The organism is Dokdonella sp. (assembly GCF_041395345.1).
Taxonomy (GTDB): domain Bacteria; phylum Pseudomonadota; class Gammaproteobacteria; order Xanthomonadales; family Rhodanobacteraceae; genus Dokdonella.
This window is the reverse complement of record NZ_JAWLAR010000004.1, coordinates 209,475-224,972: the sequence shown is the minus strand read 5'-3', so window position 1 is coordinate 224,972 and position 15,498 is coordinate 209,475. Positions and strand designations below refer to the sequence as shown.

The 15,498-nt window shown below is 59.9% G+C and carries 11 protein-coding genes; all 11 read left to right on the top strand.

Features of this window, described 5'->3' with window-relative positions:
• Positions 1 to 130 precede the first annotated feature (130 nt).
• Positions 131 to 2,014, top strand: coding sequence for a DUF885 family protein (locus tag R3F00_RS05475; protein ID WP_371280720.1), 1,884 nt, complete (start codon positions 131 to 133; stop codon positions 2,012 to 2,014).
• Positions 2,015 to 2,255: 241 nt separating this feature from the next.
• Entirely contained in the window at positions 2,256 to 4,124 is a 1,869-nt protein-coding gene (locus tag R3F00_RS05470; RefSeq protein WP_371280719.1) for a hypothetical protein, read from the top strand.
• A 3-nt stretch (positions 4,125 to 4,127) separates the two neighbouring features.
• On the top strand, positions 4,128 to 5,987 hold the full coding sequence (locus R3F00_RS05465) for a tetratricopeptide repeat protein (protein WP_371280718.1): 1,860 nt from the start codon (positions 4,128 to 4,130) through the stop codon (positions 5,985 to 5,987).
• The gene (locus tag R3F00_RS05460; protein WP_371280717.1) at positions 5,984 to 7,828 is read left to right on the top strand and encodes a hypothetical protein; all 1,845 of its coding nucleotides are present in this window, start codon (positions 5,984 to 5,986) and stop codon (positions 7,826 to 7,828) included. Before R3F00_RS05465 ends, R3F00_RS05460 begins: the two co-directional genes overlap by 4 nt.
• A 34-nt stretch (positions 7,829 to 7,862) precedes the next feature.
• The gene (locus R3F00_RS05455) at positions 7,863 to 9,722 is read left to right on the top strand and encodes a hypothetical protein (RefSeq protein ID WP_371280716.1); all 1,860 of its coding nucleotides are present in this window, start codon (positions 7,863 to 7,865) and stop codon (positions 9,720 to 9,722) included.
• Positions 9,723 to 9,879: 157 nt separating this feature from the next.
• Positions 9,880 to 10,167: a GIY-YIG nuclease family protein gene (locus R3F00_RS05450; RefSeq protein WP_371280715.1), complete on the top strand. Its 288-nt coding sequence runs from the start codon at positions 9,880 to 9,882 to the stop codon at positions 10,165 to 10,167.
• Between the two features lie 332 nt (positions 10,168 to 10,499).
• Positions 10,500 to 11,264, top strand: coding sequence for a hypothetical protein (locus tag R3F00_RS05445; protein ID WP_371280714.1), 765 nt, complete (start codon positions 10,500 to 10,502; stop codon positions 11,262 to 11,264).
• Between the two features lie 112 nt (positions 11,265 to 11,376).
• Positions 11,377 to 12,717, top strand: a complete 1,341-nt coding sequence (locus R3F00_RS05440; RefSeq protein WP_371280713.1) for an MFS transporter — start codon at positions 11,377 to 11,379, stop codon at positions 12,715 to 12,717.
• A complete protein-coding gene (locus tag R3F00_RS05435; RefSeq protein ID WP_371280712.1) occupies positions 12,714 to 12,860 on the top strand; it encodes a hypothetical protein in 147 nt (48 codons plus the stop codon). The genes R3F00_RS05440 and R3F00_RS05435 overlap by 4 nt, the downstream gene beginning before the upstream one ends.
• Positions 12,860 to 14,734, top strand: coding sequence for a hypothetical protein (locus tag R3F00_RS05430; RefSeq protein ID WP_371280711.1), 1,875 nt, complete (start codon positions 12,860 to 12,862; stop codon positions 14,732 to 14,734). The genes R3F00_RS05435 and R3F00_RS05430 overlap by 1 nt, the downstream gene beginning before the upstream one ends.
• 250 nt (positions 14,735 to 14,984) lie before the next feature.
• Complete coding sequence (locus R3F00_RS05425) at positions 14,985 to 15,422, top strand: hypothetical protein (RefSeq protein ID WP_371280710.1); 438 nt, start codon at positions 14,985 to 14,987, stop codon at positions 15,420 to 15,422.
• Positions 15,423 to 15,498: the final 76 nt, after the last annotated feature.

The window sequence follows — 15,498 nt, the reverse complement described above, 5'->3', positions numbered from 1 at the left end:
GGAGCATCGCGGCTGAAGCCTGCTCCTACAAAGATCATGGGGCATGGAAATATTCTGGGGAGTGTTCGAGCCTGTCCCCATCCATACAAAGACGTTTCGAAGATCGATACGAGCAAATGAGGATCCAGCCATGCGTCAATTCATACCGATACTTGCAGCTTCTGCGCTGACTTTGGTCGGCTGTGGCCAACCAGAAAAGGACGCGGAAACGCAGCCCGCTCAAGTAGCAATATCTGCTACCAGCGATACAGCACAAGCCAGCACCGCATTCGACGCCGCGGTCGATCAGTTGAGCCAGACCTATTACCAGCAAGTACCCGAAGCGGCAACCTACAACGGCATTCCCGAAGAGCTCACCTCTGGCGCCGATGCCAGGCTCAACGATCGTTCGGTTGCAGGTGAGGCAGCGCGCAACGCCGATTTGGAGAAGCGCCTGGCCGAGCTGAAAGCCATCCCTGTCGATTCTCTTACCGACGAACAGCGCCCCATCCATGATTCGCTGGTTACGCTGTTTGATGGCGCGCTCGCACCCTCGCGCCTGGTCGACTACGGCAGCGGTTTTGATGTCTACGGCATTTGGTTCTTGCCCTACCTGATCAACCAGAACTCCGGCGTCACGATCGATGTTCCGAAGTTGATGGAGGCTCAGCAAACGGTGCGCAACGCTGATGAAGCGAAGGAGTATCTGGCGCGATTGGAATTGTTTCCGGAGATCCTTGATGGGGCGCTGGCCAAGATGCGTCACGATGTGGATCTCGGCGCGATTCCGCCGGACTTCATCATCCAGAAAGCAAGGGCCGTAGTAGATGCGTTCGCAGCGATCCCCGCCGCCGACAACGTGCTCTACACGACGTTCGTCAGCAAGCTAGCGGCTGCAAGCGTGCCCGATGCGGACAGCTATGCGGAAAAGGCGCTGACAATTGTGGGAGATGGCGTACTGCCTGCCTATCAGCGCATCAGCGCTTACCTTGGCGAGATCGGGCCGATTGCTCCGCACGATGCCGGCCTGTGGCGGCTGCCAAATGGCGCCGCCTTGTACAAGGCGATGGTCCGGCACATGACGGACAGTGATCTCGATCCCGAGGAAGTGCATCAGATCGGCCTCGATGAAGTGGCACGTATCACCGGCGAAATGGACACACTGCTGCAGGAGGAGGGCTATACAGAAGGAACAGTCGGCGAGCGCATCATCGCGATGTCCGCCAATCCAAAATATGTATTTCCCAATACACCGGAAGGCAAGGCCGACCTGCTGGCAAGCATCGAGGCGCAAATGGCGGCGATGACCGCTGCATTGCCCCAGCTCTTCGGAAATCTACCAAAGCATCCTGTCGAGTTGCGCGTCGTACCCGAATTCAGTCAGGACTCCGCGCCAGGCGGCTACTACGATCCACCCGCACCGGATGGCTCACGTCCCGGCATCTACTGGGTGAATCTGCGTGACACGGCCGGCCTGCCGAAGTTTTCCTCGCCGACGCTCACATACCATGAATCGATTCCCGGTCATCACATGCAGATGGCCATTGCCATCGATCAGGAATCCCCGTTCATCGCCAAAAGTTTTTATTCGAACTCCGCCGGCGAGGGTTGGGCTTTGTATGCCGAACAGCTGGCTGCGGAGATGGGTATGTACAAGGATGATCCGGTCGGTGATATAGGACGCCTGCGTGACGAGCTGCATCGCGCCGTGCGTCTTGTCGTCGATACCGGCATGCACGCGAAGAAGTGGAGCCGTGAACAAGCTATCGACTACATGGTCGCTACCGAAGGGCTGGATGTGCCCGGCGCCACGTCGGAAATCGAGCGCTATGTGGTCTGGCCCGGTCAGGCTCTCGGTTACAAGATCGGCATGCTCAAGATCCAGCAACTGCGCAAGGAGGCCGAAGCGGCCTATGGCGACCAGTTCGATATCCGCGAATTCCACGATCGCCTGCTCGCCATTTCTTCTTCCGCGCTGCCGGTGATCGAAAAGGAGATGCGCACATGGATAGCCGAAGCGAATGAGAAAAAGTGATCGCCATGACGGGCGCGGACTTTCCTCCCGTGTTCCCTTCTCCCGCCGGGAGAAGGTGCCCGGAGGGCGGATGAGGGTACGGGCCAGCCTCGACCTCCCGCTCCGCTCGTACCTTCACGCCAACCCCTCTCCCGCGAGGAGAGGGGCGCGGAAGAGCAGGCGATCTTTGCAGCACAGCGTAGAATCATGAAATGGCTGGTCGATACTTGACGGTGCCGCACAGGGGGAAGGGGCCAGTGACGTGAGTTTTTTCGAGGAACTCAAGCGCCGCAACGTGATCCGCATGGCGGGCGTGTACCTGGTCAGCGCCTGGATGATCGTCCAGGTGGCCGAGACCTTGATGCCTGCTTTCGATATACCCGGCTGGGTCCTGCGCGCGATCATCATCGTGCTGGGTCTTGCCTTCCTGCCGGCGCTCGCGTTCTCGTGGGTGTTCGAGATGACACCGCATGGCCTTAGGCGCGAAAGCGCGATCGCTCGCGAGGAGTCGATCACGCTGCATACGGGAAAGCGTCTCAATCGCCTGTTCATCGTGATGCTGATACTGGCCGTGCTGTACCTGGGGTTCGACAAGTTCGTGCTGGCACCGGCGCGCGATGCAACCCGTATTGCGGCAAGCCTTACTACGCTTCCGGTACAGGAAGCAGAAACTTCCGACCCGTCGATCAACCCGAAGTCCATCGCCGTGCTGCCCTTCAGCGATCTCAGTCCCGGTCACGATCAGGAGTATTTTTCCGACGGCATGTCCGAAGAGATACTCAACGCGCTGGCCCAGATCCAGGATCTGAAAGTCGCCGGGCGCACGTCCTCGTTCCACTTCAAGGGCAAGAACGATGATCTGCGCGCCATAGCCGCGACTCTTGGCGTCGCCCATATTCTCGAAGGCTCGGTGCGCAAGCAGGGCGACAAGGTGCGCATCACGGCGCAGCTGATCCAGGCGTCGGACGGCTTCCACATGTGGTCGGAAACCTACGATGGCGACCTCAGCGACGTGTTCGAGCTGCAGGAGCGCATTGCGCGCGCCATCACCGAAAACCTGAAGATCGTGCTTCAGGGCGATCAGAAGTCGCGTCTGGTACATCAGCCTACGAACAATACAGCCGCCTATGCGCTGTATTGGCAGGCGGCCGTCCCGTTCAATCAGCGCGATGCGAGCGGTTTCCCGCTTGCGGTCGAGCAGTTGCAGGAAGCGATTCGACTCGATCCCGCTTTTGCCCGGGCGCATGCGCGGCTGGCCTCTCTCTATGCGATCTCTCCGGCCTACGATGCCGGAATCTCCGAGGACCCGGCCGCGGACGCTCAGCGGGAAGCGCAACTCGCCATTGAGCTCGACCCGACCTTGGCGGAGCCTTATGCGGCATTGGGGCTGGTTTATGGTGGGCAGCGCGAGGGGGCGAAAGCCCGCGAAGCCTTTGAAAAGGCGACCTCGCTTGATCCCAATGACATCACGACAAATCTCTGGCTGGGGGCCGACCAGTACAAGACGGGCTACTTGAAACGGTCCGGCACTTCACTGGACAAGGTGCTGGAAGTCGATCCGATGTTGCCTGTTGCGCTGTTGTGGCGGGGGTTTGTGGAGGTTCAAGCGGGGAACTGGAAGGAAGCCGAGAGCCACTTCCGTCGGGCCGACGATACCGGGCTGGTGCATGCGGGCGTCGGACTCTCTCTGGTTGCCGCAGAGCGCGGGGATACGGCCGAGGCCTTGCGCCAGCTTGCCAGAGGCTTGCAGCCATTTACCCACGAATTGCCCGAAGGCAGCGCGCAAGTTCTGGCCGAAGGCATCATGGGTGATGCCGCAGCCCGGGGCAAAGCGGTCGAGGTAGTAGACGCCTATCTCGCCACTCGGCCGAAGCTGGTTGCCGGAATAGCGCCTTATGCTCTGGCCCGCCTCGGTCACCCGGAACGCGCGCTTGCGCTCGCCGGGGAAAAGCCGACGAGCAACGATCCACTCCTGCTCTCGATGATCTGGTCACCCACAGGTCGCAATACGCGCGTGATTCCTGAATTCTCGGACTTTGCCAGGGAAACGGGGCTGGCTGCCACCTGGGACAAGTTTGGCCCGCCGGACCTGTGCAGCAAGAATGAGCAGGGTGATTATGTCTGCGAGTAGATCATGAGCCTGTTCGCCGAACTCAAGCGCCGCAACGTGATCCGCATGGCCGGGCTGTATCTGGTTGGTGCGTGGCTGATCGTGCAGGTGGCCGAGACCCTGCTTCCACTCTACGAGACGCCGGATTGGGTCCTGAAAACACTGGTGTTGCTGCTCGCCATCGGTTTTGTTCCTGCGTTGATCTTTGCCTGGATCTTCGAGCTCACGCCCGAAGGCATCAAGCGCGATGCAGAGGTGGTGCCCGACCGTTCCCTTGGGGGTAACTCGCAGGAAACGTCGTTGCCGAATTACACGGCGCGGCGGATGGATCGCAGCATCATCGTTGTGCTGGCCGTGGCGCTGATCTTCTTTTGCGTCGACAAGTTCGTTCTACAGAGAACTCCAACCTCGGCTTCTGGCCAACAGCCGGCAACTGCTTCCACCGACTCGAAGGGTGCGGAATCCGAATCCGGAGCAAGCAACTCACCCTCGCTCTCCAGCAAGAAGTCGATTGCCGTACTGCCCTTTTCCGATCTGAGTCCCGGTCACGACCAGGAATATTTTTCCGACGGCATGTCGGAAGAGATCCTCAATGCGCTTGCGCAGGTCAAGGACCTGAAGGTCGCCGGGCGCACTTCATCGTTCTTCTTCAAGGGCAAGAACGAGAATCTGCGCGATATCGGCAATGCCCTGGGTGTCGCCAACGTGCTTGAAGGTTCGGTGCGCAAGCAGGGCGATCAGGTGCGCATCACCGCGCAGCTGATCCAGACATCGGACGGTTTCCATCTGTGGTCCGAAAGTTATGACGGCAATCTCGCCAATGTCTTCGAACTGCAGGAGCGCATTGCCCGCGCGATCACGGATGAACTGAAGGTCGTCCTTGATGCCGGACAGCAGGAAAGGCTGGCGCGGCAGACCACTTCGAACGCTGATGCGCACCAGCTGTACCTGCGCGGGCGTTATTTCTGGAGTCGGCGCAGCTATCGGAATCTCGAGATCGCCGAAGAGTCGTTCAAGCAGGCGCTGGTCGATGATCCTGACTACGCGGATGCCTGGGCGGCCCTCGCACAGACTTACGCACTGCTGTTCGAATATTCGATCAACGACCCCGAAAGCCCGGGTCGGCGCGATACCTCGGCCGAGGCGCTCGATGCGGCCGAGCATGCCTTGCGCCTGAATCCTCAATCAAGCGCGGCGTTATCTGCCAGGGCCGTGGTCCGCTTCCAGTATCGGTACGACTGGAAGGCCGCCGAGGAAGATTTCCGTGCCGCCGTTGCCAGCAATCCAGCCGACTCCACGGCCTTGCAATGGTATGGTGAATTCCTGTTCTTGCAGCGTCGCGGGGAAGAAGCCGGTATGCAGCTGGATGCCGCACTCGCAGTCGATCCGCTGGCGCCGATCATCCATGTCGCCAAGGCCAATTCACTGGCCTATCAGGGGCGAACCGATGCCGCGGTGCTGCAGTACGACGAAGCACTGCGGCTGTTTCCCACGATGTATGTCGCCCTCAAGAACAAGTGCTTTGCCCTGATCGAACAGCGCCGGTTCGACGAGGCGGCAGCGCTCATCGATCGACTTCCCGGGGACAGTGCCGAAGTCATGAGGCTCCTGATCGCGGCCATGCAGGATGACACCCTTGCCGACAATGCAGTGGAGCGGATTCTGGAGACGGGTCCGGGCGGCGTGGGTGGCAAGCCGAGAATGCTGATGTTTCTGGGCCGCAAGGAACTGGCCATGACCGAACTGGAAAAGCTGTTCGCCGCACACGATCCGCTCAATGTATATCTCTACGCCGTCCCCGAATTCGAACCGCTGTGGCAGGAGCCACGCTTCCAGGCACTGCTCCATCAGATTGGCCTTTCCGCTGCAGAATCGGCGCCATGAGGCTTCTCGCCGAACTCAAGCGCCGCAACGTGATCCGCATCGCCGGTTTGTATGTTGTTGGTGCGTGGTTGATCGTGCAGGTGGCGGAGACCCTGTTGCCGCTTTACGACACGCCGCCCTGGGTTCTGAAGTCGCTGGTACTGCTGCTCGCGATCGGTTTCGTGCCGACCCTGGTGTTCTCGTGGATCTTCGAGCTGACCCCCGATGGCATCAAGCGCGACAGCGATGTGGATCGCTCGCAAGGCTCGACGGATCGCACGGCACGCAAGCTGGATGTGGTCGTGATCATTCTGCTGCTGGCGGTTATCGGGATGTTTTTCGTGCAACCCGGCAAATCACCAGTGCTTTCGACCGAAGCGCCGCCAGCGGCGACCGCAACTGACTCGGCCGACATTCCGGTGATCTCCGAAGTGAACGCGGCAAGCATCGCCGTGCTGCCCTTTGCCGATTTGTCGCAAGCGGGAGATCAGGCCTATTTCTCGGAAGGCATGGCCGAAGAAATCCTCAATGTGCTGGCTCGGGTCAAGGGTCTGCAGGTTGCGTCGAGGACCTCGTCATTTGCCTTCAAGGATAGGCAGGAACTAGGCATTCCAGCCATTGCCGAGCAATTGGCGGTGCGTCATGTGCTAGAGGGTAGTGTGCGCCGATCCGGTGATACGGTTCGGGTCACCGCGCAGCTGATCGATGCGACAGTTGATCGCCACCTGTGGTCGGATACCTTCGACCGACCGCTGACGGCCGAGAATCTTTTTGCCATCCAGGACGAGATTTCCAAAGCCATTGTCGCTGCGCTTGTCGAATCCTTGAACATCAAGGATGTCGGTACGGTGGATCACGACAAGCCCACGGCGAACCTGTCCGCCTACGATCTCTATCTGCAGGCACGAGCGTTGTTCCAAGGGCGGCGAACGCTCGATGTCGTGGACCAGCTGCTGGATCGTGCCCTGGAGCTCGATCCCAAGTTCGCCGAGGCCTGGGCATTGCGCGCAGCCGCTCAGCCACTGCTTTCGGAGTACACCGATACCGACCTGTCAGACGAAGAGCTGAATCAGCGCGGAATTGAATATGCGCGGCAGGCTTTGGCGCTGGACCCGGATAGCGCCCTGGCACTGGCTGCCCAGGCCAACATTCGTTCTCTCGCGGTAAGAAATCTGCGCGGATCCTATCCCCTGGACCAGATCATGGCCGATTTCGAAAGGTCCACAGCGCTGGACCCGCAAAACGGCAATGCCTTGAACTGGCTCGGCTTGGCTTTTGGCATGGTGGGACAAAACCAGCGAGCGCTGGAAACGTTCCAACGCTGCGCGGAAGTCGATCCGCTGAACGCGGCATGCGTCGAAAATGAATATGAGGCCCTGTATGTGCTCGGCCGAAACGACGAGGCCTATACGCATTTTCTCGCCGCACTGGACAAGGGTCTGGTAACTGACGACTACGTGAATTTTGGTCTGCTGGCTGAGTTCAAGCAGGAATCTGCCTTCCTGCTCGCGCTCAATCAATCCAGGATTTTGCCGGGATGGCGGCGGCAGCGCGAGATTTACGAGGCCTATCTGAATCCAGCTGCAGATCATCAGGATCTGTTGCGCAATCTGCGCAACTATCTTGAACAGACCGATAGAAACGAGAAGGGCTACAAATCCAACCTGCTGATACCTCTGGGCATACACGATTTGCTCACGCCGAATGCACTTGTGTTCTGGGGGGAGGATCACAAGCGCTATCGACAGTCGCCCGAATTCAAGGCTTATGTCCGTGACAGTGGCATATTCGCCTATTGGCGCAGCAAGGGCTTCCCCCCGCAGTGCCGGCCCCTGCAACAGGATGATTTCGAATGCGATTGATGATCCCGAATGGCGCTGACGCGGAGACTGGCCAGTGAGCCTGTTTACAGAACTCAAGCGTCGCAACGTCATTCGCATGGCCGGACTCTACCTGATCGGTTCATGGCTAATCGTGCAAGTAGCAGAGACGGTACTGCCTGCTTTCGACGTTCCCGCATGGGTTCTGCGTGCCACCATCATCCTGCTGGCAATCGGCTTCATTCCAGCGCTGATATTTTCCTGGGTGTTCGAGCTGACACCCAAGGGCATAAGACGTGAAAGCGAGGTTGATCGATCACAGGGAGTTGTAGATCACACTGCACGCAAACTGGATATCGCGGTCATCGTGTTGATGCTGGGCCTCGGCGCCTTTTTCGTATGGCAGCGAAGCTCGGCGCCGGAATCGAATCCGTCGAAAGCCCATGTCGATGAAACTCAAGCGACTGTAGCTGAGCCAGCCGACAATGAGACATCCACAAGCGAAATAGCCGAGGCTTCGGTTGCGGTGCTGCCTTTCGTCAACATGAGTGCCGACGCCGACAATGAATATTTCGCCGATGGCATTTCCGAGGAGCTGCTTAATGTGCTTTCCCGAATTGATGGCCTGAAGGTGGCATCGCGTACTTCGGCATTCACCTTCAAGGGCAAGGACATCCCGATCCCCGAGATCGCGCGATCGCTCGGTGTGCGCCACGTGCTCGAAGGATCGGTGCGCAAGCAGGGCCAGAAAGTGCGCATTACGGCCCAACTGATCCATGCAGGCAGTGATGGCCACCAGTGGTCGCAGAGCTACGATCGCGAACTGACCGACATCTTCCAGATCCAGGAAGAGATCGCTCAAGCCATCGCCTCCGAGTTGAGCGACGTGATCGGCCCCACCAGCGTTTCTGTTGATGCGCCGACCACCAATCTGGTGGCCTATGAGCGCTTCCTGCGCGGTCGCGCACGATTCAACAGGCGTGCTGAACTTCTGGGTGCAATGGCCGATCTTGAATTCGCAGTGGAGCAGGATCCGGAATTTACCGATGCCTGGATCTTCCTTGCGGCAACCAATTTTGTGTTTTCAGGCTACTCCGACGAATTGTCTCCGTCGAAAACCGTGGCGGCAGCGAAAACGGCTCTGGCCCGCGCCGCCCAGCTGAATCCGGATCACCCGTTGGTGTTGGCCATCCAGGGCGAATTGCGTGCTGACGATGGCGAGTGGGCCGAGGCGATGATTCTGGAGCAACGGGCGTCCGAGCTGAGTACCCAGGACTCGACGCCGGTCCTGTGGTACGGCCAGAGCCTGATGGCGGCCGGCTATATTGATGAGTCGATCAAGGTGCTCGAGCGAGCGGTGTTGATGGAACCACAAGTGGGCATCAACCACGGTTCCTTGGCCATCGCCTACTTTTCTGCGGGGCAATTCGAACGCGGTGTGGCCAGCGCGCGTGCCGGCACTGCGAATGGCTGGGAGGGTGGTCAATTCGTACAAATGGTAGAGCTCGCGGTCACTGGCAGACGCCAGCAAGCCGCCGAGCTGGTTTTTTCAAACAGCACATCAATCGGTCTTAGCGATGCTGACAGGAAAGGCCTGAACGCCGCATTGCGCGATCCGGACGCAATCCAGACCTACCTTGCCAATCGAACCTACAAGGGTCCGCCCGAGGATCTACTGGCGCTCGGCATGGGCGAGCGGATTTTTGACTGGATCAATGAAGCGCAACCGCAGGATGCAATGAGGTGGGCACGCTGGATGCTGCGCACGCTCTGGCTGCCCTCGACCCGATGGTTGCGCGAAGACCCCCGTTTCATGCAGTGGGCTGAATCTTACGGACTGATCGAATTGTGGGAGCAACGTGGATATCCGCCTGGCTGCCAGCGCGTCAATGATGCCAAAGGCGATCATCTGGATTGCTCGGGGCAAGCACAATGACTTTTGTTGCCGAACTCAAGGGCCGCAATGTTATCCGCATGGCTGAGTCGGATGTTATGAGCTTGCCGCTAATGCTTGTCACCCCAGCCCTTCGTCTAGCTCAGGACAGGCTCGGCGGCGCCGAGGCTGGGGTCCGGTTCCTGATCTCCGCACATGCATGAAGCATCCCTGCGTCTACATATTGGCCAGCAAGAAGTACGGCACCCTGTACATCGGAGTGACTTCGGACTTGATCAAGCGAATATGGGAGCACCGGAACAACGTGGTAGATGGGTTCACCAAGCAATACGACGTGCACACGCTGGTCTGGTTCGAGCAGCATGAGACGATGGAATCGGCGATTACTCGCGAGAAAGCATTGAAGGCATGGAAGCGAGATTGGAAGTTCAATTTGATCGAAGCCATGAACCCGGAGTGGAGTGACTTGTATCCGGGGATCCTTTGAAGTAGCAGGAGCAGGAACTGGACCCCAGCCTGCGCTGGGGTGACGGGGGAAGGGGTGAGCGGGGGATGGAACGATTTGTGTTCGGGGAACATTTGAAGTAGCAGGAGCAGGACCCCAGGCTGCACTGGGGTGACGAGGGGGAGAGTGAACGGGGGGTTGGAGCGATTTTTATCCGCGGATCCCTTGAAGAAGCAAAGGCAGGAACTGGACCCCAACCTGCGCTGGGGTGACGAGAAGGGTGACGAGAGGGGCGAAGGGTGAAGGGGAGTGGTTCGAATGACTGGAATGACGAGCAGAGTTGGATTCTATGTTTCCTCAAGGACAAAAAAGCCATGATCCTGCGCCGCGTCATGCAGCATGTGAAGGAACAGAACTGGACCGCGATCGGAATCGAGCTGGTGATCGTCGTGCTCGGCGTATTCCTCGGTATGCAGGTGTCGAACTGGAATGACTCGCGTGTCGAGCGCGAGCGTGAGCTAGTATTGCTGGGCGAACTGCGCGCCGAGCTTGCCGACTCGATCAGACAGACCGCCATCAAGCAGAAAGCATTCGAGCAGATTGCACTTTCTGGTGAACGGGCTATCGCATTTCTGGACTCCGGAAATACCTGCGGCGATACGTGCTGGCCAGTCATTGTCGATTTCTTTCACGCCTCACAGTGGCAGGCAATGATTGTCGAACTGCCCACGTATGACGAGTTGCGCCGCAACGGGTGGCCGCGCAAGCGCGCGATCGTCGATGCGATGGAGGCCTACAAGCGACAGGCACTCCAGGTTGCCAAGCCACTAGATCAGCCCCCTGCCTACCGGGCGCTCGTGCGCGGCCTTATTCCCTTCGCGATTCACGAGCCGTACTGGGCTTCCTGCTTCCAACTGGCCGACGGAGAAGAGGCTTATGTAGAGGATTGTCCGCAAGGTGTTCCAGCGGAGATTTCCGCCACTGGTGTCGATGCAATCGTCAGACACCCCGACATACACCGGACGCTGACGGAATGGGTGGGCTACTCGGCCGCCTCAATCGAGGCCCTCGACAGTCAGAATCAGTCTGCATCACGCGCAATGAAGCTGGTGGGTGCCGAGCTGGGGGAGCAGCAATGATTTGGCGCTTGACGAATGGCAGGGGTGACAAACAGTAGGGATAAGCAAGCATGATGAGCGATTTGTAGATCGCGCGTTTCCAAGTGAACCGTCAACAACAAAAGGCGCGCACATGAATAGCCCTGCTGCAGTGGCAAGTTCCGCAAACCCGGGTCGGCCGACGCTGGTTCGTTGGCGAATCCTGTTCGTACTCGGTGCCCTGAGCTTCGTTTCATACATGCTGCGCGGAAATCTCTCGATAGCGGCGCCGACGATGATGGCCGACCTGCAACTCACCGAATTGCAGTGGGGCTGGGTGATGTCGGCGTTCCCGCTGGGCTACGCGCTATTTCAGTTTCCCGGGGGCGTATGGGGCGGGCGCGTCGGTCCACGCAAGGCGCTTGCCCTGATTGCGGTGGCGTGGTCGCTGCTCATCGCGGTCACCAGCGCGATCCCGTCGGCGGATGTCACGTCGACCGCATTGATTCTCACTTGCCTGATGGCGATCCAGTTTTTCGTTGGGGCCGCGCACGCGCCGGTGTTCCCGGTGATGGCGGCAAGCATCGAACGCTGGTTTCCCGTCGGGGGCTGGGGGCTGCCCAATGGTTTGACGGTATGCGGGCTGACCATTGGTCTTGCGCTGACCGCATCGGCATTGCCGTGGTTGATCGGCGCTTACGGTTGGCGGGTGTCCTTCCTGATGATCGCTCCGTTCGGTGTCTGCGTCGGGGCGCTCTGGTGGTGGTATTCCCGCGACCTGCCCTCCGAGCATCGATCCATCAATGCGGCAGAAGTCAATCTGATAGCGGCGGGTCGCGATCCTGTCGAATACGATGACACAGCTCCGCCAGCGCCAGGCGAGCAACCGGCATGGCTGCGCATACTCAAGAACCGCGACGCGCTCCTGGTCACCTTGAGCTACTCGTGCATGAACTTTGTTTTCTACGTGGTCTTCAGCTGGGGGTTCTACTACCTGGTCAAGGTGCGTGGCTTCAGTGAACAGGACGCCGGATTCCTGACTTCCGCGCAGTGGCTGTTTGCGGGTATAGGTGCAGTAATCGGCGGATGGGCCTGCGATCGGCTGTGCCGCAGGGTCGGACTGCGCTGGGGCTGTCGCTGGCCGATCGTCGTCGGCATGCTGGTTTCGGCAGCGCTCTTGCTCGGCGTCGCGTTTCACCCGAGTGCCGAAGTGGCCGCCGCCATGCTGGGTCTGTGCTTCTTCTTCAACCAGATGACCGAAGGCCCCTACTGGGCCGCCTCGACGGCGGTCGGTGGGCGCCATGCCGGTGCTTCGTGCGGGCTCATGAATACCGGCGCGAACTTCATGGGCTTCGTCAACGCCCTGTTGCTGGCCTATGTCGCCGATGCATTAGGTTGGCAGGTCGCGATTGCCATTGGCGCGGGGTTTGCCCTGGTCGGTGTCGGCCTGATCCTGCTCGTGCGCGCAGACTGCCAGGTCGATCAGTGCGTATGACGACGCCGATCTCCGGCCTGATTTCGGCAAGGCCGAACCCGAATTCAACCTACCCGGGCCAATCCGGTCCCGAACAGGAGTTCGCTGGCATACTCGATCCCCCGCACATCACGGGATGGGTCAAGCACAAGGGGAGGCGCTGATGTCACTGATCGCCGAACTCAAGCGCCGCAACATCGTTCGTGCCAGCGTTGCCTGGCTGGCCTTGTCGTGGTTGCTGGTAGCGATTGCGAACCTGCTGTTTCCGGCGATGGATCTGCCAATCGAATCGGTGCGCTGGTTGTTGCTGGGCCTGCTTGCTGCGTGGCCGCTGGTGTTGATTCTGGCCTGGCGCCTCGGCGCAAACGCGTCTGCCGACAGCACCCATGGCAAACGCATTGCGCGGCGTATCGACCAGGCCAGCGTCGTGCTGGTGCTGGGTGCCTTGAGTCTGTCGATCCTCTACCAGGTGCTGCAACCCTATGCCGCAAAGCGCGCGGCACGAATAGCGGAAGCTGCCGTGGCGGATGCATCGAAGGCGGAGGTTTCGAAGCCGGCCGCTGCTGTGGCCATGCCCATCAATCGCGGCGCGGTCGATCCGCGCTCGATCGCGGTATTGCCGTTCGCCAACCTGAGTCCCGATCCTGAAGACGCGTATTTTGCCGATGGTCTCGCCGAAGAATTGCTCAACGTGTTGGCGCGTATCGCCGATCTCAAAGTGACCTCGCGCAGCTCCTCCTTCGCATTCCGGGATTCCACCGAGGGCGCGCGTGAAATTGCCGGAAGGCTCGGCGTGGCGCATCTGCTGCAAGGTTCGGTGCGACGCCAGGGCGATGATGTGCGCATCACCGCGCAATTGATCGATGCCTCGGATGATCGCCAGATCTGGTCGGAAAGTTACGATCGCCGCATCAGCGACATCTTTCAGGTGCAGCAGGAAATATCCCAGGCCATTGCCGATACGCTGGCCGATTCACTCGGCGTGCGCACGGTTGAGGTCGCGCCCGCAACCACCGACCTGCAAGCCTACGAGTGGTACCTGCGCGGACGCCAGTTGTTCATCCAGCGTGGCGCCAACCTGCCGGCGGCGCGGGAATTGCTCGAACGTGCCCTGGCGCAGGATCCGCGCTTCGCCGATGCATGGGCCGCCCTCGCCGGCACCTGGTATGTCTGGGGCTCGTATGCGCCGGAACCCGAGGGCATCGATTCCCTGCAGCGCGCGGCGGAAGCTGCAGCCAAGTCGCTGGAGTTGCAACCCGATCATCCCGGTGCGCTGGCCGTGAGCGCGCGGCTTGCCGCGATCTCGGGCGATCGACTGCTCGAATCCCGCCTGATCAGGCGTGCCCTCGAGCTCGACCCAAACAATGCCAATACCTGGCTCTGGCAGGGTCTCGGATTGATCGAGGCAGGGCACATCGAAGCCGCTCATGCGAGCTTTGTGCAGGCGCAGCGGCTCGATCCGCTGAGTGGGCTTCAGCTGGGCTGGCTCGGCATCAGCACTTCGCTGCTCGGCGATCAGGAAAAAGGCGAGATTCTTCTCACGCAGGCACACACCTTTGGTTGGCGCGGCCCGGCCAGCCGCGCCCTGTTCCTGATCTCCTTGCAGTCGGATGATGCGGCCGAACAGACCCAGCGCTATCTCGACTGGCTGCACGATGATGAAACACTGCCCGTGCCGCAGCGCGACCTGGCCCGTACTCTGGCACCGGCGTTTGCCGATCCGGATCTGATGGGTTCGGCGCGCCAGACCCTGATCGACGCCGCGGCTGCGCAGCCGCAGGGAGACTGGATCGTTCTGCTGGATGTCTTTGGCGCCACCGAAGCCGCGATGGACCAAGCCCTAGCGGCAAATCAGTATACGGTGCAGTCCTTCATGCTCAGTCTTTGGTATCCACAGTTCAGCAAGTTCCGCGCCATGCCACGCTTCATCGAGTTTGCCGAACGTCGCGGACTGCTGGCCAATTGGCGTGAGGCAGGTCCACCGGACGGTTGCGAGTTGATCGAGACCCCGGACATTCTTCTGGATTGCGACGCCTGAGCAGCAAGGGCACGGTGAATGGGACTACTCCAATCGCCTTGCCAGAAGCATGCGAAGTTCCAGATTCACCGAAGTCAATGCGTATTGAGGGCGTGTCATGGGCGACGTCATTCAAACTTTCGCCAGCCAGACCGAATGGCTGCCACATCCCCTAGGCAAGGCCCGATGTGCAAAGCGCAGCTGTCGGCGCAGGCATGCGACCGCGACGGGCTGTTGCCGTTTGGCCGTCCATCTGCGCCACACTTGCCTGATGCTGTTGATCGTACTGCTCGCCGGATGTGCGCCGCCGCCACCTGTGATGCCGGCCGACCTGGCCTATCCGGTTCTTGTCCTGTTTCCGCAAAGCGGCAGCGTGCGCCATGACGATGCCGCGGATCTGAAGATCATGAGCGTGCAGCGGGTCATGGGCGCGCATGGTGAGGTCTATCTGATCGATTCGCGGCTCGACATCTATCGGCTCGACAAGCTCGAATCCGAGCATTCGGGGATCTGGCTGATGGCGCATCCGAACGGTCGTACCGAAGTTCGTTTCGACCTGCAGCGGATAGCAACCGCCGATGCGATCCGAGCCCGGCAGCTGATCGTCGATCGCGATGCCCGAATGAAAAGCGCCGATGGGGCCACGCTGCGAACCACCATGCTCGAAGCGACAAGCATGAAAGACATGCTGCAGATCATCGGAAAGTGAGGGTTTCGGGAGCCGCGTTTGGCCTCTCAGGCGTCCGATTCGAGTCCTGCCGCAGGCAAGTGTCGCGCACCGCTGT

Coding starts and splice junctions, on each gene's coding strand:
- R3F00_RS05475 (WP_371280720.1), top strand. CDS start 131: ATGCGTCAATTCATACCGATACTTGCAGCTTCTGCGCTGACTTTGGTC.
- R3F00_RS05465 (WP_371280718.1), top strand. CDS start 4,128: ATGAGCCTGTTCGCCGAACTCAAGCGCCGCAACGTGATCCGCATGGCC.
- R3F00_RS05460 (WP_371280717.1), top strand. CDS start 5,984: ATGAGGCTTCTCGCCGAACTCAAGCGCCGCAACGTGATCCGCATCGCC.
- R3F00_RS05450 (WP_371280715.1), top strand. CDS start 9,880: ATGAAGCATCCCTGCGTCTACATATTGGCCAGCAAGAAGTACGGCACC.
- R3F00_RS05445 (WP_371280714.1), top strand. CDS start 10,500: ATGATCCTGCGCCGCGTCATGCAGCATGTGAAGGAACAGAACTGGACC.
- R3F00_RS05440 (WP_371280713.1), top strand. CDS start 11,377: ATGAATAGCCCTGCTGCAGTGGCAAGTTCCGCAAACCCGGGTCGGCCG.
- R3F00_RS05435 (WP_371280712.1), top strand. CDS start 12,714: ATGACGACGCCGATCTCCGGCCTGATTTCGGCAAGGCCGAACCCGAAT.
- R3F00_RS05430 (WP_371280711.1), top strand. CDS start 12,860: ATGTCACTGATCGCCGAACTCAAGCGCCGCAACATCGTTCGTGCCAGC.
- R3F00_RS05425 (WP_371280710.1), top strand. CDS start 14,985: ATGCTGTTGATCGTACTGCTCGCCGGATGTGCGCCGCCGCCACCTGTG.